At 73.2% G+C, this 23,321-nt stretch carries 18 protein-coding genes; 13 read left to right on the top strand and 5 right to left on the bottom strand.

Translation table 11 applies throughout. The features are described 5' to 3' along the window. Positions 1–31 precede the first annotated feature (31 nt). The 5 genes from BJ982_RS14950 to BJ982_RS14930 form a co-directional block, all read right to left on the bottom strand. Complete coding sequence (locus tag BJ982_RS14950) at positions 32–415, bottom strand: RidA family protein (protein ID WP_184612570.1); 384 nt, start codon at positions 413–415, stop codon at positions 32–34. A 124-nt stretch (positions 416–539) separates the two neighbouring features. Then, positions 540–1,781, bottom strand: a complete 1,242-nt coding sequence (locus tag BJ982_RS14945; RefSeq protein ID WP_184880532.1) for a cytochrome P450 — start codon at positions 1,779–1,781, stop codon at positions 540–542. Next, positions 1,782–2,888 carry an acyl-CoA dehydrogenase family protein gene (locus BJ982_RS14940; protein ID WP_184880530.1) on the bottom strand — a complete coding sequence of 369 codons (1,107 nt, stop codon included), beginning with the start codon at positions 2,886–2,888 and terminating at the stop codon, positions 1,782–1,784. Beyond that, positions 2,872–4,053 carry an acyl-CoA dehydrogenase family protein gene (locus BJ982_RS14935; protein WP_184880528.1) on the bottom strand — a complete coding sequence of 394 codons (1,182 nt, stop codon included), beginning with the start codon at positions 4,051–4,053 and terminating at the stop codon, positions 2,872–2,874. The genes BJ982_RS14940 and BJ982_RS14935 overlap by 17 nt, the downstream gene beginning before the upstream one ends. Next, entirely contained in the window at positions 4,050–7,385 is a 3,336-nt protein-coding gene (locus BJ982_RS14930; protein WP_184880526.1) for a non-ribosomal peptide synthetase, read from the bottom strand. Before BJ982_RS14930 ends, BJ982_RS14935 begins: the two co-directional genes overlap by 4 nt. A 300-nt stretch (positions 7,386–7,685) precedes the next feature. Between BJ982_RS14930 and BJ982_RS14925 the strand changes: the two genes are divergently transcribed. The 13 genes from BJ982_RS14925 to BJ982_RS14865 all read left to right on the top strand — a co-directional run bounded on the left by BJ982_RS14925 (position 7,686) and on the right by BJ982_RS14865 (position 23,268). Continuing rightward, positions 7,686–10,016 carry a non-ribosomal peptide synthetase gene (locus BJ982_RS14925; RefSeq protein ID WP_184880524.1) on the top strand — a complete coding sequence of 777 codons (2,331 nt, stop codon included), beginning with the start codon at positions 7,686–7,688 and terminating at the stop codon, positions 10,014–10,016. A gap of 253 nt (positions 10,017–10,269) precedes the next feature. After that, positions 10,270–10,854 carry a beta-sandwich domain-containing protein gene (locus BJ982_RS14920; RefSeq protein WP_203959140.1) on the top strand — a complete coding sequence of 195 codons (585 nt, stop codon included), beginning with the start codon at positions 10,270–10,272 and terminating at the stop codon, positions 10,852–10,854. After that, a complete protein-coding gene (locus BJ982_RS14915) occupies positions 10,851–11,870 on the top strand; it encodes a BtrH N-terminal domain-containing protein (RefSeq protein ID WP_184880522.1) in 1,020 nt (339 codons plus the stop codon). Before BJ982_RS14920 ends, BJ982_RS14915 begins: the two co-directional genes overlap by 4 nt. 22 nt (positions 11,871–11,892) lie before the next feature. Beyond that, the gene (locus BJ982_RS14910; protein WP_203959139.1) at positions 11,893–13,224 is read left to right on the top strand and encodes a DegT/DnrJ/EryC1/StrS family aminotransferase; all 1,332 of its coding nucleotides are present in this window, start codon (positions 11,893–11,895) and stop codon (positions 13,222–13,224) included. Continuing rightward, positions 13,221–14,051 (top strand): transketolase, encoded by an 831-nt coding sequence (locus BJ982_RS14905; protein ID WP_239123047.1) that lies wholly within the window; start codon positions 13,221–13,223, stop codon positions 14,049–14,051. Before BJ982_RS14910 ends, BJ982_RS14905 begins: the two co-directional genes overlap by 4 nt. Then, positions 14,048–14,992, top strand: a complete 945-nt coding sequence (locus BJ982_RS40410) for a transketolase family protein (protein ID WP_203959138.1) — start codon at positions 14,048–14,050, stop codon at positions 14,990–14,992. The genes BJ982_RS14905 and BJ982_RS40410 overlap by 4 nt, the downstream gene beginning before the upstream one ends. A gap of 28 nt (positions 14,993–15,020) precedes the next feature. Then, positions 15,021–15,185 carry a lysine biosynthesis protein LysW gene (gene lysW, locus BJ982_RS14895; protein WP_184880520.1) on the top strand — a complete coding sequence of 55 codons (165 nt, stop codon included), beginning with the start codon at positions 15,021–15,023 and terminating at the stop codon, positions 15,183–15,185. After that, positions 15,182–16,051: a lysine biosynthesis protein LysX gene (gene lysX / locus BJ982_RS14890; protein ID WP_184880518.1), complete on the top strand. Its 870-nt coding sequence runs from the start codon at positions 15,182–15,184 to the stop codon at positions 16,049–16,051. Before lysW ends, lysX begins: the two co-directional genes overlap by 4 nt. Beyond that, positions 16,039–17,064 (top strand): N-acetyl-gamma-glutamyl-phosphate reductase, encoded by a 1,026-nt coding sequence (argC, locus tag BJ982_RS14885; RefSeq protein ID WP_184880516.1) that lies wholly within the window; start codon positions 16,039–16,041, stop codon positions 17,062–17,064. The genes lysX and argC overlap by 13 nt, the downstream gene beginning before the upstream one ends. Before the next feature lie 15 nt (positions 17,065–17,079). Further along, positions 17,080–17,931, top strand: a complete 852-nt coding sequence (locus BJ982_RS14880; RefSeq protein ID WP_184880514.1) for a [LysW]-aminoadipate kinase — start codon at positions 17,080–17,082, stop codon at positions 17,929–17,931. Then, positions 17,931–19,079, top strand: a complete 1,149-nt coding sequence (locus tag BJ982_RS14875) for a M20/M25/M40 family metallo-hydrolase (protein ID WP_184880512.1) — start codon at positions 17,931–17,933, stop codon at positions 19,077–19,079. The genes BJ982_RS14880 and BJ982_RS14875 overlap by 1 nt, the downstream gene beginning before the upstream one ends. Continuing rightward, a complete protein-coding gene (locus tag BJ982_RS14870) occupies positions 19,076–22,384 on the top strand; it encodes a non-ribosomal peptide synthetase (protein WP_184880510.1) in 3,309 nt (1,102 codons plus the stop codon). Before BJ982_RS14875 ends, BJ982_RS14870 begins: the two co-directional genes overlap by 4 nt. Further along, entirely contained in the window at positions 22,381–23,268 is an 888-nt protein-coding gene (locus BJ982_RS14865) for a thioesterase domain-containing protein (protein ID WP_184880508.1), read from the top strand. The genes BJ982_RS14870 and BJ982_RS14865 overlap by 4 nt, the downstream gene beginning before the upstream one ends. Positions 23,269–23,321 lie beyond the last annotated feature (53 nt).

Here is a 23,321-nt window from a genome sequence, read left to right as displayed (position 1 = left end):
CGGGGCCGGCCGCCTCTGACGTTCCCGCGGGTCAGGCCGCGGCGACCGCCTCGACCTCCAGGAGCCACACGGGGTCGTAGATGCCGGCGATGATGATCGTCATCGCGAACTGGTGACCGGCGAACGCCTCGTTGCGCACCCGGGCCAGCGGCGCGCGGTACTGCCGGTCGCTCAGGTAGATGGTCAGCTTGACCAGGTTCTGCACGTCCATGTCCGCCGCCTTCAGCAGCGACCTGATGTGGCTGAACACCAGCCTGGCCTGGTCTTCGAAGCCGGGTGGCACGTGGCCGTCGGCGGTCTCGGGAATCTGTCCGCTGATGAAGAGAAGGCGCGAGACCCCGGTGAGTTCTTTGGCGTCTCCGTAGTGGGGCCCGGTGTCAGGGGTCTCGGGGGAGGTGATCGTCCGCATCTCCATGGCCACGAGTGTGACACAAACGCGCGGTGCCCGAACCGCGCGCCGCTCCCGCCCCGGCAAACGTTCCGGCAACGCGGGACGGCGGGCGCGGGACCCGCCGTCCCGCGCCCGCCGTCCCGGGCCCTCAGGAGCCGCTCGGCCGCAGAATCACCGGCATGTGGGTGATGCCGTTGAGGAAGTTCGAGCCCAGGTGGCGGACCTCGCCGGCGAGCTCGAACGACTCCACCTGCTCGACCAGCTCCTCCAGCAGGAGCTGGACACCGGTCTGCGCGGGCGAGTTGCCGATGCACCGGTGCGAGCCGAAGCCGAACGTGATGTGCTGGTTCGGGGTGCGCCACGGGTCGAAGACGTAGGCGTCGGGGAAGACCTCCTCGTCCCTGTTGGCCGAGCCGACCCAGGCCGCGACCAGCCCTCCCTCGGGGATGACGTGCCCGCCGAGCTCGATCTCCTCGGTGGTCCTGCGCAGCAGGTGGTTGACCGGGCTGGACCAGCGCAGCGTCTCCTCCAGCGTGAGCCCCAGCCGGGACCGGTCCCCCTCGCGGATCCGCCGCCACAGGTCCGGGTTCTCGGCCATGGTGAGCACCAGGTGCGAGGACGCCTGCGGGATCGTCGGGTTGGCGCCCATGATGAACGCGTAGCAGTTGACGAGGACCTCCTCGTCGGTGGCCGGGCGCCCGTCGATCTCCATGCCGAGCAGCAGCGAGATCAGGTCCTCGGTGCCCGGCTCCTCCCTGCGGTCCTGGATCAGCTCGATGAACATCGAGAACAGGAACACGTGCGCGGCCCGCAGCGTCGCCGCCTCGTCGCCGATCGAGAACGCCGGGTCCTCGGGGGCCATGCTGGCCACCGTCCAGTGCGCGGCCTCGGTCCACTTCTCCTGGGGGATGCCCATCAGCTCGCCGGCGACCAGCATGGGCAGCATCGTGACGAGCCTGGCCATGTCGGCCTGCCCCTCGGCGATGGCCCCGGCCACGAGCTTGGCGACCCGCTCGCGGATCGCCGGCTCGTGCCGGCGCATGACGCGCACGGACAGGGCGCTGATGGTGGCGCCGCGCACCTGGGAGTGCCGCGGCGGGTCCATCAGGTGGATGGCCCGCCCGGCCGCGGTGTCCCGTTCCAGCACGCTGAGCATGGTGCTGTGCTCGGAGCTGAACCTGCGGGTGTCGCGCAGCACGTCCACCACGTCGCGGTACCGGGTCACCGACCAGAACGGCGTCCCGTCGGGCGCCTCCTGGCGCCAGACCGGGGCCTTCTCGCGCAGCGTCCGCCAGGCGGCGTGCGGGTCGCCCGAGCGGTACATCTCGGTGCCGTACAGGTCGATCTCGTCGAGCGAGACGGGTGCCGCGCCCGCGTCGGTCAAGCGCATCTAGCTCTGCCTTTCCGCTACAGCCGTGTGGTCCTCTGCCAGCCGGCGCAGGGCGGACTCCCGCCACAGCGCCCCCGGCGGCCCGAGGCGGGTGGCCGCGGCTCTGACCACCTCGAAGAAGCGGTGCACCGGCGCGGCCACGGTGAGGCCCCGCGCGCCGTGCGCCTGGACGGACGTCCGCACCGTGCGCAGCGTCACCTCGGCGGTCCAGGCCAGCGCCTCGGCCGCCTCTCTGGCGAACGGCTCGCCCGCGTCGGCCAGCCAGGCGGCCCGGTACACGAGCAGGCGCGCCGCCTCCAGGTCGATCTTCGCCTTGGCGAGGGGGAAGGCCACGGCCTGGTTGTCCAGGACGTACCGGTCGAACTGGCGCCGGCCCGCCGCGTGCGCGACGGCCAGGGCGTGCGCGCCGAGGCCGAGGCCGAGCAGGTAGCCCGCCTGACGCACGCGGTGCCGGGCCAGCAGCCCGGCGGGGTCGGTGAGCGGGCGTCCCGCGCCGAGCGAGCCGATCACCTGGCCGCTCGCGATCTCCCCCGGCGCGACCGCGGCCGGGCTCGGCGCGTGGCCGCTCCAGGGGAAGGCGGGCCGCGCCAGGGGCCGCCAGAGCGTGGCGGGCAGCACCGCGAGCAGGACCTCGCCGTCCCCGGCGCGGAAGGCCGCGCAGACCGCCGCGTCGGGGTGGACGTCGTCCACGGTCAGGACCTCCGGCAGCCGCCACCCGCCGGGCGACGGCTCGGCCGGGGCGGCGTCGCCCGCGGTGGCGCGGTCCAGCCCGGCCGCGACCACGACCTGCTTGCCGGCCACGACGGCGGCGGCCACGTCGGCTCCCGGCGCCTCGTCTCCCGCCTCGGGTAGCGCGTCGGCGACGAGCATGCCGCCGGTGTAGACGTCGGGCAGCGCGCGGCGGCCGAGCTCCACGGCGATGGTGACGCCGCAGGACAGGCCGAGGTCGAAGCCGCCGAGCTCCATGGAAGCGGCGAAGGCGAAGCCGTCCAGGTCGGCCAGCGCGGCCAGCGTCGCCGAGCCGTCCGGCCCGGCCGCGGCCGCGCTCAGGCCGTCGCGGACGGTTCCGGCGATCCGTTCCAGGACCGGGTCAGACGCGAGATCCATCGCCGGCACCCCCGATCACGTCGGGCCGGTCGAACGAGCTCGCGACCAGCTCCAGCATCATTTCCGAGGTCCCCGCCGACAGCGTCAGCCCCGGGCCCTCGCGGTACCCGGCCTCCAGAACGGCGGCCTTGCCGGGGGCGAGCCCGCGCAGCCCGTACCCGTGGCCGTGCACCAGCGCCGCCCAGTACGCGACCTGCTGCGCGGTCTCGCTGGTGTGGTACTTGGCGATCGCCGCCGAGGTCGGGTCCAGCGGTCCCCGGCCGAGCTGGCTGATGGAGTTCCACGCGAGCAGGCGGGCGGCGTCGACGGCCGCGCCGTACCTGCCGGCCTCCTCCAGCAGCGCGTCGTCCGCGGTCCCGGCGGTCAGGCCGCTCAGCGTGGCGTCGTACCAGCGGGCGGCCTTGAGCGAGTAGTCCAGGCCGGTCCGCTCGATGGCCAGGCAGCGCGTGAGCAGGGACCAGCCCTCGCCCTCCGCGCCCAGCAGGGTGTCCGCGCCGACCCACACCCCGTCCAGCTCCACCCGGTCGTACTGCTCGTCGGCCAGGCTGGCGATGTTGCCGCGGGTCACCCCGTCGGCGTGCAGGTCGACGAGGAACAGGCTGATGCCCTCGTACTTGGTGGTGCCCGTTCCGGTGCGGACCGCGCACAGGCCGATGTCGCTCATGCCGCTCTTCAGCCCGAACACCTTGGTGCCCGACAGCCGGTAGCCCTCGCCGTCGCGGACGGCGGTGGCGCGCAGCGAGGCCAGGTCGGAGCCGACCTCCGGCTCGGTGTAGAGGACGGTGGCGAACATCTCGCCGCTCGCCAGGGCGGGCAGGTAGCGGGCCTTCTGCGCGGGCGAGCCCGCCTCCAGCAGGAACAGGCCGACGATCTGCACGCTGAGCACCTGGAGCATGTCGGGCATGCCGCCGCGGACCAGCTCCTCGATGACGGCGGCGGCCTCCAGGTGGCTGACGCCGCGCCCGCCGTACTCCTCGGGCCAGCTCGCCGCGAACAGCCGGTGCGCGGCGATCGCCCGGTACAGCGGGCGGACGTCGGGCTCGCGCTCGCCGGCGGCCATCGCGCGGGCCAGCTCGTCGAGCGCGCCCCGCACGGGCGGCGTGCGGAGGACCTCGCGGACCTCCGCGCGCAGCCCGCGCTCGGCGTCGCTTTCTCCGAAGTTCATGCCGCGCCGTCGCCGTCCTGGTCGCCGAGCAGCTTGCTCACCTCGTCCTCGGGCATCTGCTCCAGCATCGCCAGCAGCTCCTCGTCCGACAGCGTCTCCTGGCGCTGGGCGTCGATCACGCCGCCGAGGTGGGCGACGGTCGGCGAGCGGAAGAACTCCGCGAGGCCGAGGTCCACGCCGAACCGGTCGCGGATCCGGGACACGAGCTGCGTGGCCTGCAGGCTGTTGCCGCCGACCTCGAAGAAGTTGTCGTGGATGCCGACCTTGTTCAGGCGCAGCAGCGGCGCGAAGATCTCCTCGGCGAGCACGCGCTCGGTCTCGTTGGTGGGCTCGACCACGCCGCCGCCGGCCCTGGCGCTGTCGTCGGGGGCGGGCAGCCTGCGGGCGTCCACCTTGCCGGCGATGGTCAGCGGGAGCTGCTCCAGCAGCACCACGTAGGCGGGCACCATGTGCCGGGGCAGGTGCTCGGCGACGTAGGAGCGCAGCAGCGAGACCTCGGGCGTGGTGCCGGAGGCGGCGCTGACGTAGGCGACCAGGTGCTTCTCCCCCACGTCGTCGGTCCACGCCTGCACCGACACCTGGCCGACGTCCGGGTGCGAGGCGAGGACGGTCTCGATCTCGCCGAGCTCGATGCGCTGGCCGCGGATCTTCACCTGCGAGTCGACGCGGCCGAGGCACAGCAGGTTGCCGTTGCGCAGCCGCTTGACCAGGTCGCCCGTGTGGTAGAGCCGGCCGCCGGGCGCGGTGCCGAACGGGTCGTTCACGATCTTGGCCTGGGTGAGGAACGGGTCGTTGAGGTACCCCGGCGTCAGGCCGATGCCGCCGATGACCAGCTCGCCCGCCACGCCGTAGGGCAGCAGCTCCATGTGCTGGTCGACGACGTGCGCGACGTGGTTGGCGTACGGCAGGCCGATGGGCGGGCCGGACTCGAAGTGGCCGACGCACTCGTAGTAGACCATCGCGACCGTGCACTCGGTGGGCCCGTAGCCGTTCCACAGGCGGCGGCGCCGGTTCCACCGGTTCACCAGTTCGCCGTTGAAGATCTCGCCGCCGACCAGCGCGACGCGGGCCGCGGTGAACCGCTCGGGGGTGAGCAGGGCCATGACCGGCGGCGGCAGGTCGATGATCGTGACGCGGTGCTCCTCGATGATCCTCTGCAGCTCCCGCATGTCGAGGCGCTCCTCGTCCCGGACGAGCGCGAGCCCGGCGCCGCGGCACAGCGAGGTGAAGATCTCGAACACCGAGACGTCGAAGGTCAGCGAGGCGAACGCGACGAAGCGGTCGCTCGGCACGATGTCGAACATCTCGGTGACGGCCTCGACGAACGCGACCACCGAGTGGTGCTCGATGATCACACCCTTGGGCCTGCCCGTGGTGCCCGAGGTGAACAGGACGTAGGCGGGGTCCTTCAGCTCGGGCCCGTGGTCCAGGTTCGTGTCGTCGTACCCGGCCAGCGTGTCGGCCAGCTCGTCCAGCGCCAGGACCTTCGGGCCGCCGTCGGGCAGGTTGCCGGCGACGGAGCTGTGCGACAGCACGACGGTCGGGGCGGCGTCGTTCAGCATGCCCGCCACGCGCGCCTGCGGGTGGGAGGAGTCGACGGGGACGTACGCGGCCCCGGCCTTCAGCGTGGCGAACATCGACGCGATCAGGTCGTGGTCGCGGGGCATGGCCAGCGCCACGCGGCTCCCCCGGGTCACGCCGTGCTCTTCGAGCAGCCTGGCCAGCCGGTTGGCCCGCCGGTTCAGCTCGCCGTACGTCATCGCCACGCCGCCGGACCACACGGCCACCGCGTCGGGGTTCTTCTCCACCTGGAGCTCGAACTCCTGCGTCAGCGTGGTGCTGGGCAGCGGCCGGGCGGGGCCGTTCCACTTGCCGAGCAGTTCCTCGCGCTCGGCGGGGGTGAGCACGGGCACCCGCGAGATCGGCGTGTTGAGGAACGGGACGAGCGCGCGCAGCACCTGCTTGTAGTGCCCGGCGAGCGCGTTCATCGTCTCGGCGTCGAACAGGTTGGTGTTGTACTCGATGGTCCAGGTCAGGCCCTCGACGGTCTCCACCAGGCCCCAGGTCATGTCGAACCGGGCGGTGTCCAGGTCGGGCGACTCGGTGACGACGTCGAGGCCGGGGAGCTGCGGCGGGTCGGCCAGGTGCTGGAGGCCGAAGCCGATCTGGAACAGCGGCGTCCGTGAGGGGTCGCGCGGCGGCCGGACGACGTCCACGACCCGGTCGAAGGGCAGCTCGCCGTGCGCCATCGCGCCCTGGACGACGTCGTGGACGCGGGACAGGAGCTGGCGGACCGTCGGGTCGCCGGACAGGTCGGTGCGCAGCACCAGGATGTTGATGAAGTAGCCGATCATCCGCTCGACCTCGGTGCGGCTGCGGTTGGCCGCGGCCGAGCCGATGGTGAGGTCGTCCTGGCCGGTGTGGCGGTGCAGCACGATCAGGAACGCGGTGAGGTACACGGCGAACGGGCTGGCCCCGGTCTCCCTGGCCAGGCCGTGCAGGTCCTCCATGAGGTCGGCGGGCGTGGTGTGGTGCAGGGTCGCGCCGTCGAAGGTCGGCTCGGAGGGGCGGGGCCTGTCGGTGGGCAGCTCGACCACCGGGGCGCCGGTCAGCCGCTCGCGCCAGTACTGGTTCAGGTCCTCCAGCACCTTGCCCTGGAGCCATTCGCGCTGCCAGGTCGCGTAGTCGGCGTACTGGAGCGTGGGCGGCTCGGGGATCTCGACGCCCTCGACGCCGGTCCTGACGCCGTAGAAGGCGGCGAGCTCCTGGTAGAACACGCCCATCGACCAGCCGTCCCAGACGACGTGGTGGACGACGAGCAGCAGCAGGTGCTCCTCCTCGCCGATCCGGTAGAGCAGAACCCGCCACAGCGGCGCGGACGACAGGTCGAAGGGCTCGCGGGCGACGTCGGTGGCGAGCTTCCTTGCCGTGGCGAGCCGCTCCTCGGGGGTGGCCCCGGCCGGATCGACCAGCCGCACGTTCACCTCCACCTGGGGGTGCACGCGCTGGAGGCCCTCGCCGCCGCGGTCGTGGAGGCTCGTGCGCATCGACTCGTGCCGGGCCACGACGTCGGCGAACGCCCCGCGCAGCGCCTCGACGTCCAGGGCGCCGCGGATGCGGAACGCGCTCGGCACGTTGTAGGTGGACTGGCCCGGCGCGAACTGGTCCAGGAACCACAGCGATTCCTGGGAAAAAGACAGCGGCGCGGTATCCCGGTCCGGCCGCGGCTGCATGACGGCGACGCTTCGCTGCTTCTCGGACTTCAGCCGATTCAGCAGTTCCGTCCGATGGTCTCCGGGTTGCCGCGCAAAATCGTCACGTAGCTCGCTCATGCCCCATCCATTTCCGCACCGACTTTTCCAGGGTTCCGCGTTCCACAGTAGGGATCCATTACGAGAACCGGCATCCGTGAGCGCGTGAAGTTGAAAGAAACGGTGCGCTTAACCGAACATCGGGGCGGGCCAAGAAACTTGCAACGGCACCCGGTGAGAGGCGGAACAAGGCTGCGTCGATACCAATGGATCACGTATTCCGGCCGCCGTGCCCATGGCGTACGGTGACGGTTCCGAAAGCACGTCGGACGCGTTCGCGACACCGCTCACCGATGGCCGCGCGGGGGAAGGTCACCAGTCATGCCAGACACCGATCACTTCCAGTTGTGGACGGACCTGCCCAGGCGGGCCGGAGGGCCGGTCGTGGACGACGCGGTCGAGCTGGTCCTCGACGACGGGGACGCCGAGGCGGTGCGCGAGCTCGCCCGCCGCGGCGCGACGAGCGCCGAGACGGTCGCGCTGGCGGGGTTCGCCGCGGTCCTGCACCGCTACACCGGGCGCGACGCCGTCCCCGTGGAGGTCGCGGGGTCCGGCGCCGTCCGGGTGGACGTGTCCGGCGACCCGGGCTTCGCCGACCTGCTCGGCCGGGTCGGGCCCGTCCACGGGAAGGCGGCCTTCACGGCCGACGCGCTGGCGATCACGCTGGAGACGGACGGCGCCGCACCGCGCGTGCTGGCCGGCTACGACGGCGCGCTCCACCACGCGAGCACCGCGCGCCGGCTGGCCGGGCACCTGACGACGCTGCTCAGGGCCGCCGCGGACAAGCCCGACCTGCCACTGTCCCGGCTCCCGCTGCTCACCCCGGCCGAGGAGGAGCGGATCGCGGCCTGGAACGCCACCGCGACCGACTACCCGACCGCGCACACCGTGCCCGAGCTGATCGGCCTGCGCGCCCGCGAGACGCCGGAGGCGGTCGCGGTCAGGTTCGCCGGCGCGTCGGTGACCTACGGGGAGCTGGACCGGCGGGCCAACCGGCTCGCCCACCGCCTGCGCGCGCTCGGCGCGGGCCCCGACCGCGTGGTCGCGGTGCACCTGGAGCGCTCGGTCGAGCTGGTGGTCGCCCTGCTGGCCACGCTGAAGGCGGGCGCGGCGTACCTGCCGCTCGACCCGCAGTACCCGCGGGCGCGGCTCGCCTACATGGCCGAGGACGCCGGGGCCGTGGCCCTGCTCACGCGGCTGTCCCTGGCCGGGCGGCTGACCGTGCCGGGCGTGCCCGCGGTGCGCCTGGACGACCCCGGCGAGGGCTTGGACGCGCTGCCGGACGAGGCCCCGGCCGAGGTCCCGGGCCTGGACGACCTGGCGTACGTCATCTACACCTCCGGTTCGACCGGCACGCCCAAGGGCGTGATGAACACCCACGCGGGCCTGCTCAACCGGCTGCTGTGGATGCAGGAGACCTACCGGCTCGGCCCGTCCGACGTGGTGATGCAGAAGACGCCCTTCGGGTTCGACGTGTCGGTGTGGGAGTTCTTCTGGCCGCTCATGACCGGCGCCCGGCTGGCGGTGATCAAGCCGGACGGGCACAAGGACATGGAGTACCTGGCCGAGCAGGCCGAGGCGGAGGGCGTGACGTTCCTGCACTTCGTGCCGCCCATGCTGGCGCTGTTCCTGGAGTACGCGGACCTGTCCCGGTGCGGCGCGATCCGCCAGGTGGTGTGCAGCGGCGAGGCGCTTCCCGTCGAGCTGACCCGCAGGTTCTTCGCCTCCGGGCTCACCGCGGGCCTGGACAACCTGTACGGGCCGACCGAGGCGGCGATCGACGTCACCCGCTGGGCCTGCGGCCCGCAGGACGCGATCGTGCCGATCGGCGCCCCGATCGCGAACACGACCGTGCACGTGCTGGACGCCCGCGGCAACCGGATGCCCGTCGGCATGGCCGGTGAGCTGCACCTCGGCGGGGTTCAGCTCGCCCGCGGCTACCTGAACCGGCCCGAGCTGACCGCCGAGCGGTTCAAGCCCGACCCCGCCGACCCCGCCGCGCGCCTGTACGCGACCGGCGACCTGGCGCGCTGGCGCGACGACGGCGTGATCGAGTACCTCGGCCGCCTGGACCACCAGGTCAAGGTGAACGGGTCCAGGATCGAGCTCGGCGAGGTGGAGGCGGCCCTGCTGGACCTGTCCGGCGTCGCCCAGGCCGTGGTGGTGCTCGGCGAGGACGACAGGGGCGAGCCCGCGCTGGTGGCGTACCTGGTGCACCGGGGCGAGCCCGAGCCCCCCGCGCGGCTGCGCGCGGCGCTGGCCGAGCGGCTGCCCGAGTACATGCTGCCGGCGACGTACGTGGCGCTGGAGGAGCTCCCGCTGTCCTCCAACGGCAAGGTGGACCGCGGCGCGCTGCCCAAGCCCGCCGGACAGGGCGCCGCCGCGGAGGAGTTCGTCGCGCCCAGGGACGACGTGGAGAAGCTGCTCGCCGACCTGTTCGGCCAGGTGCTGGGGCGCAGCGGCCCGATCGGCATCAAGAACAGCTTCTTCGACCTCGGCGGGCACTCCCTGCTCGCCGCCCGGCTCACCGCGCGGCTGCGCAGGAGCTTCGGCATCGACCTGCCGATGCGCGTGGTGTACGCCGAGCCGACGGTGGAGCGGCTGGCGATCGCGCTCGTCGAGGCGGCGCGGGTGGCCGCGCGTGACGCGTGACGACCCGCGGGGACCGCGTTGTCATCACGGCGTTTATCCGGGCCGTGGAATCTCATCGCGGCGTGCCATCGGCGGCGCACGGCATCAACGGGCCTCGTCGGCGGGGATCCCGGTCCCGTGGATGTGGGGAGCGGCGCCCGACTTGTAGATTCACGGCGAGTGGAGAGTTTTATCTCCGCGCGCTTGAATCGCTGACGGAGGTCACGTGGACGTCGATTCAGAGATGAAAACCGGGAGCCCGCCGTTATCCGTCGTGACCAGGACGACACTGCTGCCCGTCGACCTGGCCGCGCATTGGAACAATCGCGGGATCTCGGCCGCGGACGACCGCGGGTCGGGTGGTTTCAACGTGTGGCGTAATTCCTTTCCCGCCGAATACCTGCCGCCGCGCGGCGCGCGGGTGGAGGTGGCGGGCGTGCCATTCCGTTTCGGCGGTCCCTCCGCCGCGGGGGACAACGTCAGGTGCGCGGGCCAATATGTGGAACTTCCGGAGGGCCGCTACGACTGGATCCACCTGCTGACCGCCGCCGAGCGCCGCACCGAGGACACCGTGGCCCTGCACTTCTCCGGCGGCGAGGTGGACTTCGAGTCGCTGCGGGTCTCGGACTTCTGGGCCCAGGCGCACGCGGCGTTCGGCGAGGAGAAGGCGTACGAGACCCCGGTCATGCACTACCCGCACCACACGCAGCCCCGGGTGGAGGCGCTGATGTGGAGCCAGCGGGTGCCGGTGACCCGGCGCGCGCCGCTGACCGGGCTGCGCCTGCCGCGCAACATCGCCGTCCACGTGTTCGCGCTCACGCTGCAGGCGGCCGGCGAGCCCGCCGGGGACCCGGCATGACCGCGACGACGCCGGTCCTCTGGTACCGCGACCTCATCAGCTGCCTGCAGTCGACGCTGGCCACCGCGCTGCTGCGCGAGGGGCACGAGCCGCTGGACGTGCTCGGCGCGCACTGGGAGTTCCTGTTCAAGCCGGGCGACGTCACCTCGGAGGAGTTCTACTACCCCTGCCGCCACCCCGGCGACCTCGGCCGCAGCCTGGCCCCGCACCACGGCCTCACCACCCGCTGGCACCGCCCCGCCGACCCCGCCGACCCGCTGGAGGACCTGCGGCGCGCGCTCGCGGACGGCCGGTGGCCGATCATCGCGGTCGACAACTTCCACCTGCCGTTCCGCCCCGCCTACCGGGACGTCCACGCCGCCCACCTGATCACCGTGTACGGCCTGGACGAGGAGCGGGCGTACGTCGGCGACGCGATGCCGCCCGCGCACGCGGGCCCGATCCCGGTGCCCGCCCTGCTGGACGCCTGGACCTCGGCCAACCCCAAGGACGTGCAGGACGCCTTCTTCAGCGACTCCGCCATCGGCGGGCGCTACCTGACCGTGAGCGTCGCGGACGTCCCCGAGACCGACCCCGCCTTCGTCGGCCGGGTGCTCGCGGCCAACATCGCCGGGTTCGAGGCGGCGCGCGACGAGGCCGGGTGGGGCGGCCTGGCCGGGGTGCGCGCCTTCGTCGGCGGCCTGGTCGAGCGGGCCGCCGGCGGCGACGCCCACGCGCTGGAGGAGGCGTACCCGTTCGGCTGGGGCATGCAGGCCCAGGCCGCGCTGCACGCGGAGTTCCTGCGCTCCTGCGGGACGCGCTGGAAGGAGCCCGTGCTGCGCGAGGCGGGCCGCCTGGTGGAGGACGTCGCGCACGCCTGGACCGGCGTGCGGATCACCGCCGCGCACGGCAGGCGCGCCCCCGTCGCGGCTGCGCGCGACCTGGCCCGGCATGGGAGGCGCCTCGTCGCCGCCTACGAGACCGCCGTCGCGGGACTGCGCGAGGCGGCAGGCTCCGGCGCGGCCTCCTTACCGTGACCGCCTTCGAGGAGGGGACACCTTGACCACCCCAGAGACCATGACCGGCGCGGAGGCGACCGGGCGGGACCGGCGGCTGGCCGCGTTCGGCGGCCGCCCCGCCGTGCCCAAGGACCTGCGCAACCCGCCCTGGCCGGTGATCACCGAGGAGGACCGGGCCGCCGTGCTCGGCGTGCTGGACGGGGCGGCGCTGGTGTCGGACACCGACGGCGAGACGGCGGTGTCGGTGCTGGAGCGGCGCTGGGCCGAACGGACCGGCGCGGCGCACTGCGTCGGCACCTCCAACGGCACCACCGCGCTCCAGCTCGCGCTGGCCGCGCTCGGCGTCGGCCCGGGCGACGAGGTGATCGTGCCGTCGCTGAGCTTCATCGCCAGCGGGCTCGCCCCCGTGCACCAGATGGCGGTCCCCGTCTTCGCCGACGTGGACCCCGTGACGTTCTGCATGGACCCGGCGGCGGTCGAGGCGCTGGTCACCCCGCGCACCGCCGCGATCATGCCGGTGCACCTGCACGGCCACCCCGCCGACATGGACGCGCTCACCGCGATCGCCCGCCGGCACGGCCTGGTCGTGGTGGAGGACGCCGCGCAGGCGCACGGCGCGTCCTACAACGGCCGTCCCGTCGGCTCGCTCGGCGACGCCGCCGCGTTCAGCCTCCAGGTGACCAAGAACCTGCCGACGTGCGGGGAGGGCGGCCTCGTCACCCTCCAGGACGACAAGGTCGCCGCGACCGCGCGCATGACCCGCCAGTTCGGCGAGGTCATCGAGGCGGGCAGGGACCGCGACTACATCTCCTACCTGCTCGGCTGGAACCACAAGCTGAGCGCCGTGCAGGCGGCGTTCACCCTGTCGCAGCTCGAACGCTTCGACGCCTACGACGACGCGCGCCGCGCGAACGTGACCGCGCTGCTGGACCGGCTCGCCGGGCTGCCGGGCCTCGTCGTGCCCACCCGCGTCGGGGACGTCACGCACGCCTGGCACATCCTGCGCTTCCGCCTCGACCCGGCCGCCGCGGGCCTGGACGGCGTGCGCCCGGAGGCGTTCCGCGCGGCGCTGCACCGGTTGCTGCGCGCCGAGGGGGTGCCGGTGTCGCGGTACCAGCTCATGCCGCTCCCCGAGCAGAAGGTCTTCACCGACCGGGCCGGCTACGGCTCCGGCTACCCGTGGACGGCCGCCGAGCCGCCGCCGGACGCCGGGCACCCGGTGGCGACGCAGGTGATCGCCGACTCGCTGACCCTGCAGAAGCGCCACCTCAACCCCGGCGCCGGGCCCGCGTTGCAGCGGTACGCCGACGGGTTCGAGAAGGTCTGGGAGAACCTGGACATGGTGGCCGCGATCGCGAAGTCGGCCCGGTGACCGCCCTCGTGGGCGCGGAGAGCCTGCAGGAGACCGCGCTCCGGATCCGCCGCCACATCGTCGACATGTGCGCGGGGCCGGAGGGCGGGCACCTCGGCGGCTCGCTGTCCAGCGCCGACATCCTCGCCGTCCTGTACTTCTCCGTCATGAACGTCGACCCCGGCGCGCCCGCCGACCCCGGCAGGGACGTGTTCCTGCTCAGCAAGGGCCACGGCGCGATCGGCCTGTACGCCACGCTCGCCGAGCGCGGCTACTTCCCCGTCGAGGAGCTGGCCACCTACGCCAGGCCGGGCAGCCGCCTGATGGGCCACCCGGTGCGCGCGGTGCCCGGCGTGGAGATGCCCACCGGCTCGCTCGGGCACGGCCTGGCCCTCGGCCTCGGCTTCGCGCTGTCGGCCCGGCTGGCCGGGCGCGCGAACCGGTCGTTCGTGCTGATGGGCGACGGTGAACTGCAGGAGGGCTCCTGCTGGGAGGCGGCCATCGCCGCCGCCGCCCAGCGCGCCGACAACCTCGTGGCCGTGATCGACAGGAACGGCCTGCAGCTCACCGGCCACACCGAGCAGATCGCCCCGCTGGAGCCGCTGGCCGACCGCTGGCGCGCCTTCAACTGGGCGGTCAGGGAGGTGGACGGGCACGACCACGAGGCGCTGCGCGAGGCGCTGGCCTCGGCGCCGTGGGAGCCAGGCCGCCCGAGCGCGCTGGTCGCCCGCACGGTCAAGGGGCAGGGTCTGGCGATGGTGGCGGGCAAGCCGAACAGCCACTACGCGACGCTGTCCGACCGGATGCACGCCCGTCTGGCGCGCGCGCTCCAGGCGGGTGACCGGTGAGCGCCACGGCGACCCGGACGGCGTACCGGGACGCGCTGGTCGCGCGGATGGCCCTCGACCCCGCCGCCGTGTGCCTGGACACCGACACCGGGCTGTTCTCCGGCGTGGACTTCGGCGACGCCGCGGCCCGCTACCTCAACCTGGGCATCGCCGAGCACACCCTCATGGGCGTCGCGGCGGGCATGGCCGCCTCCGGGTGGCGTCCGTACGTCAACACGATGGCCGCGTTCGCGGGCGCACGCGCCCTGGAGGCCGTCAAGATCGACATCGCCTACAACGCGCTGCCCGTCCGCGTCATGGCCACCCACGCCGGGGTATCGGCGGGCCACCTCGGCCCGACCCACCACGCCCTGGAGGACGTGGCCGTGATGCGGACGCTGCCGAACATGACCGTGGTGGTCCCCGCCGACGCCGACTCGACCGTCGCGCTGCTCGCCCAGGTCGCCGAGCTGCCGGGCCCGGCGTACGTGCGGCTCGGCCGCAAGCCCACCCCGTCCCTGCCGGACGGCACGCCTCCCCCGGTGCTCGGGACGATCCAGCGGCTGCGCGCGGGCGAAGAGATCGTGCTGGTCGCCGCGGGCCCGCTGCCGGTGCTCGCCGCGCTCGGCGCGGCCGAGGCCCTCGCCGAGGACGGCCTGGACGCGGGCGTGCTGCACGCCCACACGCTCAAGCCGTTCGACGCCGAGACGCTCGTGGCCGCCACCGGGCACGCCCGCCTGGTGGTCACGGTCGAGGAGCACTGGCCGGCCGGCGGGCTCGGGTCCGCGGTGGCCGAGGAGCTCGCCGAGCGCGCCCCGCGCCCGCTGCTGCGCATCGCCATGCCCGACCGGTTCGTCGACACCGTCGGCGGCCAGGAGCACATCGTCGCCGAGCACGGCATCACCCCCGCCGGCGTCGCGGCCCGGGTGCGCGCGCGGCTGACCGCCACAGACCTGCCCTGAGTCCACGACGAGACAAGAGGAGAACCCTATGATCGCCTGCCCCGAGTGCGAGGCCACGGTCGACCTGCCCGACGCGCCCCGCCTCAACGAGATCCTGGAATGCGGTGACTGCCACGCCGAGCTGGAAGTGCTCTCCCTGGAGCCGACGCTCGTCGGGCTCGCGCCCGAAGTGGAAGAGGACTGGGGCGAGTGACCTCTCCTGGCACTCTCGCCGTGGTCGCCTCCCGGATCCGCGCCGACGAGAAACGGATCTTCGACGCGCTCGACCGCCGGGCCGCGCCCTACGTCCACGTGGACAGCAGGACGCTGTGGAGCTCGGCGGACCTCGCGCCGCTGCCGTGGGACCGCGCGCTGAACCGGGAGATCGGCCACGTCCGGGCGGCGTACGCGGCGCACAGCCTGGAGGCGCTCGGCACGCTCGTCGTGAACAGCGCCCGCGCCACCGAGGTGTGCGGCGACAAGTGGCGCACCTCGATGGCGCTGCGGTCCGCCGGGCTGCCCGCCCCGCGGACCGCGCTGGCCCTCACCCCGACGGCGGCGCTGCCGGCGATCGAGGAGATCGGCTACCCGGCGGTGCTGAAGCCGCTGGTGGGCTCGTGGGGGCGGCTGGTGACCTACGTGCCGGACCGGCGGGTCGCCGAGACGGTGCTGGAGTACATCGCCGCCCTCCCCTCGCCGCAGTCGCACGTCGTGTACGTCCAGGAGTACGTGGACAAGCCGGGCCGCGACATCCGGGCCCTGGTCGTCGGCGGCGAGGTGCTGGGCGCGGTCTACCGGCGCAGCGAGGAATGGCGCACGAACGTGGCGCGCGGCGCGGTCACCGAGCCGTGCGAGGTGACCGACGACCTGGCCAAGCTCGTGTACGCGGCGGCCCGGGCCACCGAGGCCGACGTCGCGGGCGTGGACCTGGTCGAGGACGAGGACGGCAGGCTGCTGGTCCTGGAGGTCAACGACATCGTCGAGTTCTCCGGGTTCCAGCACGCGATGGGAGACCGGGTGAACGTGGCGGACCGGATCGTGGACCACGTGCTGAACGGGGTGCACACGTGGCGCGGGTAGCGATCGTCGGAGGGTCGGGGTACATCGGCGGCGAGCTGCTGCGGCTGCTGCTCGGCCACCCCGAGGCCGAGGTGGCGGCGGTCACCTCGACCCGGCTGGCCGGGCGCCGGGTGGACGGCGCGCACCCGAACCTGCGCGGCCTCACCGACCTCACCTTCGTGGACCCCGGCGACCTGCGGGAGTACGACGCGCTGTTCCTGGCGACCCCGCACACCGAGACCATGGGCCGGATGGCCGGCTACGCGAAGATCGCCCCGACGATCTTCGACCTGTCGGCCGACTTCCGGCTGCGCGACCCCGAGGTCTTCCGCCGCTACTACGGCCTGCCGCACGAGGCCGTGGACCTGCTGCCGGAGTTCGTCCTCGGACTGCCCGAGCTGCACCGCGACCGGCTGCGCTCCGCCGACAGGGTCGCCGTGCCCGGCTGCATGGCCACCGCGGGGATCCTCGCCCTGCGCCCGGCCGCCGCCGCCGGGCTGATCGAGCCGGAGGTGACGATCGACGCGCGCACCGGCTCCAGCGGGTCCGGCGCCACGGCGGGGCCGGAGAACCTGCACGCCGAGCGCAGCGGCGCGATGCGGGTGTTCGCGCCGACCCGGCACCGGCACGAGGCCGAGATCGGCCAGGAGACCGGCCTGTCGGTGCGGATGAGCGCCACCGGCGTCGAAGCGGTGCGCGGCATCCAGGTGCTGTGCCGGGCGCGGCTCGCGCCGGGCGCCGACGAGCGGGCCGTGCGCGCGGCCTACCGCGCCGCCTACGCGGCCGAGCCGTTCGTGCGCGTGGTGGCGCAGAAGCGCGGGCTGTACCGGCTGCCAGAACCCAAGATCCTCAGCGGGTCGAACTTCTGCGACGTCGGCTTCGCCACCGACGGCGACGAGCGGGCCCTGGTCCTGGTCGCCGCCCTGGACAACCTCGTCAAGGGCGGCGCGGGCAACGCCGTGCAGTGCATGAACGTCCGGTACGGCTGGCCGGAGCGCGCCGGCCTGACCTTCCCCGGACTCCACCCGAACTGACCAGGAAAGGCGGGCATGACTGACATCACGGTGGTCAAGTGCGGAGGCAACGCCGCCGTCGAGGTGGACGAGGTGTGCGCCGACGTGGCCACTCTGCGCGAGCGGGGCGCCGAGGTCGTGCTGGTGCACGGCGGCTCGGCCGACATCGAGCGGCTGGCCGCGCGGCTCGGCGTGCCGAGCAGGCGGCTCGTCGCCCCGGACGGCGTGCCCGCCCGCTACACCGACCCGGCCATGCTGGAGGTCGTCACGCTGGCCCTGGCCGGCATGGCCAAGCCGCGCCTGCTCGCCTCGCTCGCCGCGGCCGGGGTCCGCGCGGTCGGGCTCACCGGCCTGGACGCGGGCCTGCTGCGCGCCCGCAGGAAGGCGGCGCACCGCGCCGTCGTGGACGGCGTGCGCGTGATCGTGCGCGACAACCAGGTCGGGACGATCACCAGCGTGGACACCGGGCTGCTGCGCGGGCTGCTCGCCGCGGGCCTGGTGCCGGTCGTCTCACCTCCGGCCCTGGCCGAGGACGGCCGGCCGGTGAACATCAACGCCGACCGGGCCGCCGCCGCCGTGGCCGCCGCGCTCGGCGCCAGGCGCCTGGTGATGCTGACCGGCGCCCCGGGGGTCCTCGCCGACGTGGACGACCCGGACTCGGTGCTGCCCGTGGTGGAGCTCTCGCCGGACGAGCCCCCCGCCCACCGGTCCGGCGGGATGGGACTGAAACTGATCGCCGCCCGTGAGGCGCTCGCGGCCGGGGTGCCCGAGACGCTCATCGCGGACGGACGCCGCCCCCGGCCGGTGACGGCCGCGCTGGACGGCGCCGCGACCACGGTCGTCCTGGGGGGACGCGACCGCCTCGACACCATGGAGACGAGCCCCTGATGAATGATTGGCCCAGCGCGGACACCGGCCCGGTCGGCGAGACCGTCGCGATCGGGCTGCTCCGCCGGATGCTGGAGATCGACTCCCCCTCCCACCACGAGGCCGCGCTCGCCCGCGCCCTCGTCACCGCGATGCGCGAGCTCGGCTTCAGCGCCTACGTCGACGAGACCGGCAACGCCGTCGGCGAGATCGTCCGGGGCGACGGGCCGACCGTGATGCTGCTCGGCCACATGGACACCGTGCCCGGCACCCTGCCCGTCCGCTCGGTCAACGGCAGCCTGTACGGCCGGGGCGCCGTCGACGCCAAGGGGCCGCTCGCCGCGATGATCTGCGCCGCCGCCGGGACGCCCGGGTTCCGCGGCCGGGTCGTGGTCATCGGCGTCGTCGAGGAGGAGACGCCGTGCTCGCGCGGGGCGATGGCGATCCGCAACACCCACAGCCCGCCCGACGCGCTCATCATCGGCGAGCCCAGCGGCTGGTCGAGCGTCGTGCTCGGCTACAAGGGCAAGCTGGACCTGCGCTACCAGGTGACGGTGCCGCCCACGCACCCGAGCAACCCGGTCCCGAAGGCGTCCGAGCTGGCCGTCCACTGCTGGAACTCCCTGGTGTCGCTGCTGCCGCCGCAGCCGGGCCACGCCGTCTTCGACCAGCCCACCGCCACGCTCGTCTCGCTCAACGGCGGGCTCTCCGCCGCCGAGATGGAGATGAGCGTGCGCACCTCGCCGGGCTTCGACGCGCCCGCCCTGGTCCGCGACCTGCGCGCCCTCCTCGGCGGCGCCGGCGAGCTGACCGTCGTCAACTCGGTCGCCGCCTGCCGCACCACGCGCCGCGACCCCGTCGTCCGCGCGCTGTTCGCCGGCATCGCCACGCAGCAGGGCCGCGCCACGGCCAAGCTGAAGACCGCCACCTCGGACATGAACACCCTCGCCGAGGTCTGGGACGTGCCGATGGCCACCTACGGCCCCGGCGACAGCTCGCTCGACCACTCCGAGGACGAGCACATCGTGCTGGCCGACTACCTCCGCGGCATCGCGGTCCTCTCCAGCGCCCTCACCGACCTCTCCGACCTACCACACCACGAAGCGCGGAGATCCACCCTGACCGGCCCGACCGGCAACGTTCCCGTGCGGACACGGAGGAATCCATGACCGAACTGCTCAAACGCCTGGCCAGGCTGCCCGAGGACAAGCGTGCGCGGCTGCTCGCGCAGTTGCGGGCGGGAGCGGAACCCGCCGCCAATCTCGGTCCCGTGGCGCGGCAGACCACCGGGCCCGTGCCGCTGTCGTTCAACCAGGAACCCTTGTGGACCCACCATCGGCTCTCCCCCGACGAGCCGACCTACAGCATGCCGTTCTGCTACCGGCTGCGCGGCGATCTGGACACCGAGGCGCTGGGCGGGGCGCTCACCGCGCTGGTGGCGCGGCACGAGTCCCTGCGCACCAGCGTGACCGAGCAGAACAACACCCCGGTGCAGGTGATCGCGCCCGAGCTGCCCGTCGAGATGCTGATCGTGGAGGCGTCCAGCGAGCAGGAGGTGGAGGCGCTGCTCAGGATCGAGGCGCGCATCCCCTTCGCGATCGAGACGCCGCCGCTGTGGCGCATCCGCCTGTACCGGCTGGCGCCCGACGACCACTACCTGCTGTTCAACGTCCACCACATGGTCTTCGACGGCTGGTCGCAGACGGTGCTCGCCCGCGACCTGGCCGAGCTGTACCGGGCCCTGAAGAACGGCGTCGAGCCGGAGCTCGCCGACCTGCCGGTGCAGTACGCCGACTACGCGGTGTGGCAGCGGGACTGGCTGGCGGGCAAGCGCCTGGAGGACCTGAGCGCCTGGTGGCGCGAGCGGCTCGCCGACGCGCCGACGCTGGAGTTCCCCACCGACCGGCCGCGTCCCACCCAGGTGACCTTCAACGGCGCCGGGGTGCAGGTGGCGCTGCCGCCCGAGCTGGACCGCGCGGTGGACGGGCTGGCCCGCAAGATCGGCGTCACGCCGTTCAACATCTTCACGGCCGGGTTCGCGGCGATGATGCAGCGCTACAGCGGCCAGGACGACGTGGTGATCGGCTCGCCGAACGCCAACCGCCGCTTCAGCTCGCTGGAGACCGTCACCGGGTTCTTCATCAACCAGCTCGTCCTGCGCTTCGACCTGTCGGGCGACCCGACCTTCCGCGAGATCGTGGACCGCACGCGGACCGTCGTCCAGGACACCTTCTCCCAGGGCGACATCCCGTTCGGCAAGCTCATCGAGGCCGTCCGGCCGCCGCGCGACCCGTCGCGGCAGCCGCTGTTCCAGATCGCGTTCGCGCTCGCCGACTTCGCGCCGCCGATCCAGCTCGACGGCATCGAGGTCAGCCTCGCGTCCACGCACACCGGGACCTCGCGGTTCGACATGGCGTGGGGCATCACCAGGAACGGCGACCTCAGCACGATCGAGTGCGAGTACAACACCGACCTGTTCGACGAGGAGACCGTCGAGCGGTTCGCCGCCAACTACGGGCGGTTCCTCATCAACGCCTGCGCCTCGCCGCAGACCCCGCTGTCGTACATCGAGGCGCTGGACGAGCGGGAGTACGAGCGCGTCCTGTCCTTCGGCGACGGCCCCAAGCGCGAGGTGCGCGCCGGCACGATCGTCGCCGAGTTCGAGGCCCAGGTCAGGGCCAGGGGCGAGGAGACCGCGCTGGTGGTGTCCGAGACGCCGGTGAGCTACGCCGAGCTGAACCGCAGGGCCAACCGGCTCGCGCACCACCTCATCGACCTCGGTGCCAAGCCCGGCCAGGTCGTGGCGCTCGCGCTGCCGCGCTCGGCCGACATGGTGGTAGCGGTGCTCGCCGTGCTGAAGTCCGGCGCGGCCTACCTGCCGCTGGACCCGACCAACCCCGCCGCCAGGATCGCGCAGATCGTCGCGGACGCCGACGCGCTGGCCGTGCTGACCGACTCCTCGCTCACCGACCGGCTCACCGGGGCGGGCCGTCAGCTCGTCGTCCTGGACGAGATCGGCGACACGCTGGCCTCGGCCCCGGAGGAGGACCCGCATCAGACGGCCGGTCCCGACGACGTCGCCTACATCATCTACACCTCCGGCAGCACGGGACGGCCGAAGGGCGTGCTGATCGAGCAGCGCAGCGTCGTCAACTTCGCCGACACGGTCCGGGAGCTGTTCGAGCTGACCCCCGAGGACCGCGTGCTCGGCTTCGCCTCGCTGAACTTCGACGTGTCGGTGTTCGAGCTCTTCGCCGCGCTGCTCACCGGCGCGCGGCTGTACCTGGCCGTGGACGAGGAGCGGCTGTCCATCGAGCGCCTGCAGGCGTTGATGGAGCGGTCGGCGATCACCGTGATCGACCTGCCGCCCGCGGTGATGAACCTGCTCGAACCCGAGCGGTTCGACGCGCTGCGCATCGTGTTCGTCGGCGGCGAGGCGTTCTCGGCCGAGCTCGTCAACCGGTGGAACCCGGGCCGGCGCCTGTTCAACGGCTACGGCCCCACCGAGTGCACGGTCACCATGATCGTCGAGGAGTGCCCGGGGACCTGGGAGAACACCCCGCCGATCGGCCTGCCGATGACCAACCACGTCGCGCACGTCCTGGACCGCCACCTGAACCCGGTGCCGTGCGGCGTGCCGGGCGAGCTGGTCATCGGCGGCGCGGGCCTGGCCAAGGGGTACCTGAACCGGCCCGAGCTGACCGAGGAGAAGTTCGTCCCCGACCCGTTCGGCACCGCGCCGGGCGGGCGGCTGTACCGCACCGGCGACCTGGTCAAGCGGCTGTCGGACGGCCGTATCGTCTTCATCGGCCGCATCGACCAGCAGGTGAAGATCCGCGGCCTGCGGATCGAGCTGGGCGAGGTGGAGGCCGGCATCGCCGCGTTCCCCGGCGTCGCCCAGGTGGCGGTGGAGCCGTGGGCGGACGAGGCCGGCGAGCGGCACCTGGTGGGGTACGTCTCCACCGGCGCCGCCCCGTTCGGCGTGGACGCGCTGCGCGAGCACCTGGCGGAGCGGCTGCCCGCGTACATGATCCCGTCCTACTTCGTGCACCTGCCCGAGCTGCCGCTGAACAGCAGCGGGAAGGTGAACCGCCGCGCGCTGCCGGACCCGGAGCCGCTGTCGGCCGGCGGGCCCGTGGCGCAGCCGAGGACCGAGACCGAACGCGTGCTCGTCCAGGAGATCATGGGGCCGCTGCTGCGCAACGAGCGCATCGGCGTCGGCGACGACTTCTTCCAGCTCGGCGGGAACAGCCTGCAGGCCGCGCAGCTCATCTCGTCCATCAACCGGCGGTTCAAGGTGCGCATCTCGCTGGCCGACTTCTTCCTGTCCCCGACCCCGGCGCACATCGCCGGGATCGTCGACGCCCAGCGCATGGACTCCATGAGCGAGGACGAGCTGCTCGCCATGCTGGAGTCCATGTCGGAGGAGGAGGTCAGCGCGGCGAGCGCCCGGCTGGAGGATGAGAACCGATGAGCGTCCCCGAAGACAAGCTCGCCAAGCTGTCCCCCGAGCGCAGGAAGCTGTACGAGCAGATGCTCGCGCGCCGCGCGCAGACCACGGTGGCGCGCGAGACGCAGGCCGTCGTGATGCGCGCGGGCGCCGAACCGCGCAACCTGGTGCTGATGAACCCGAGCGGCGGCGCGCTGTTCTGCTACGTGCCGCTCACCCGGGCGCTGCGCGAGGGGTACGGCGTGTACGGCTGCCTCAGCAGGCCCGGCGACCGGGCCAGGCCCGTGGAGGGCAGGCTCGTCGAGGTCGGCACGCGCATCCTCGACGAACTGGGCGCCGAGATGGACCTGTCCACGTGCGTGTTCGCCGGGTGGTCGTTCGGCGCGTGCCTCGCCTTCGAGGTGGCGCGCCAGCACGCCGAGCGCAGCGGCGCGCGGCAGCCGGTCGTGCTGTTCGACGCCGAGTACGCCGTGGACCTGAGCGTCCCGGTGCCCGACGAGGAGGAGCTGCGCCGGCAGTTCGTCTACGACGTGTCCCGGCTGCAGGGCGTGCCGCCGGGCGAGCTGGCCTGGCTGCTCAAGCCCCTGGACGCGCTCACCCCGATCCCGGACATGCTGGCGAGGACGGGCGTGTCACTGGACCTGTCGGCCGACGAGCTGCGGGACCGGTACCACATCTTCGCCGGCGCCGCCGAGGCGCTGTACCGCTACCACCCGCCCGCGTCGTACGACGGCCCGGTGTACGCGCTGATCGCCGGGGCGCACCAGGTCAGCACCGAGGCGTGGCGGCGCAAGTCCACCGGCGAGTTCCACCACGTGGCCCTGTCCGGCGACCACTACAGCGTGTTCGACGAGCGGAACCTGCCGCGCGTCGCGCACATGGTGGAGGAGGCGCTGGACCGGGTCTGAGAGCCGCGGTGCCCCTCACTTGGTGGGGTGGGGGGCACCGTCGGATCCAAAGG

This window comes from Sphaerisporangium siamense, assembly GCF_014205275.1.
In the GTDB taxonomy this organism is placed as follows: Bacteria; Actinomycetota; Actinomycetes; order Streptosporangiales; family Streptosporangiaceae; genus Sphaerisporangium; species Sphaerisporangium siamense.
The sequence above is the reverse complement of the archived record's forward strand: the minus strand, read 5'-3'. Positions and strand labels throughout refer to the sequence as shown.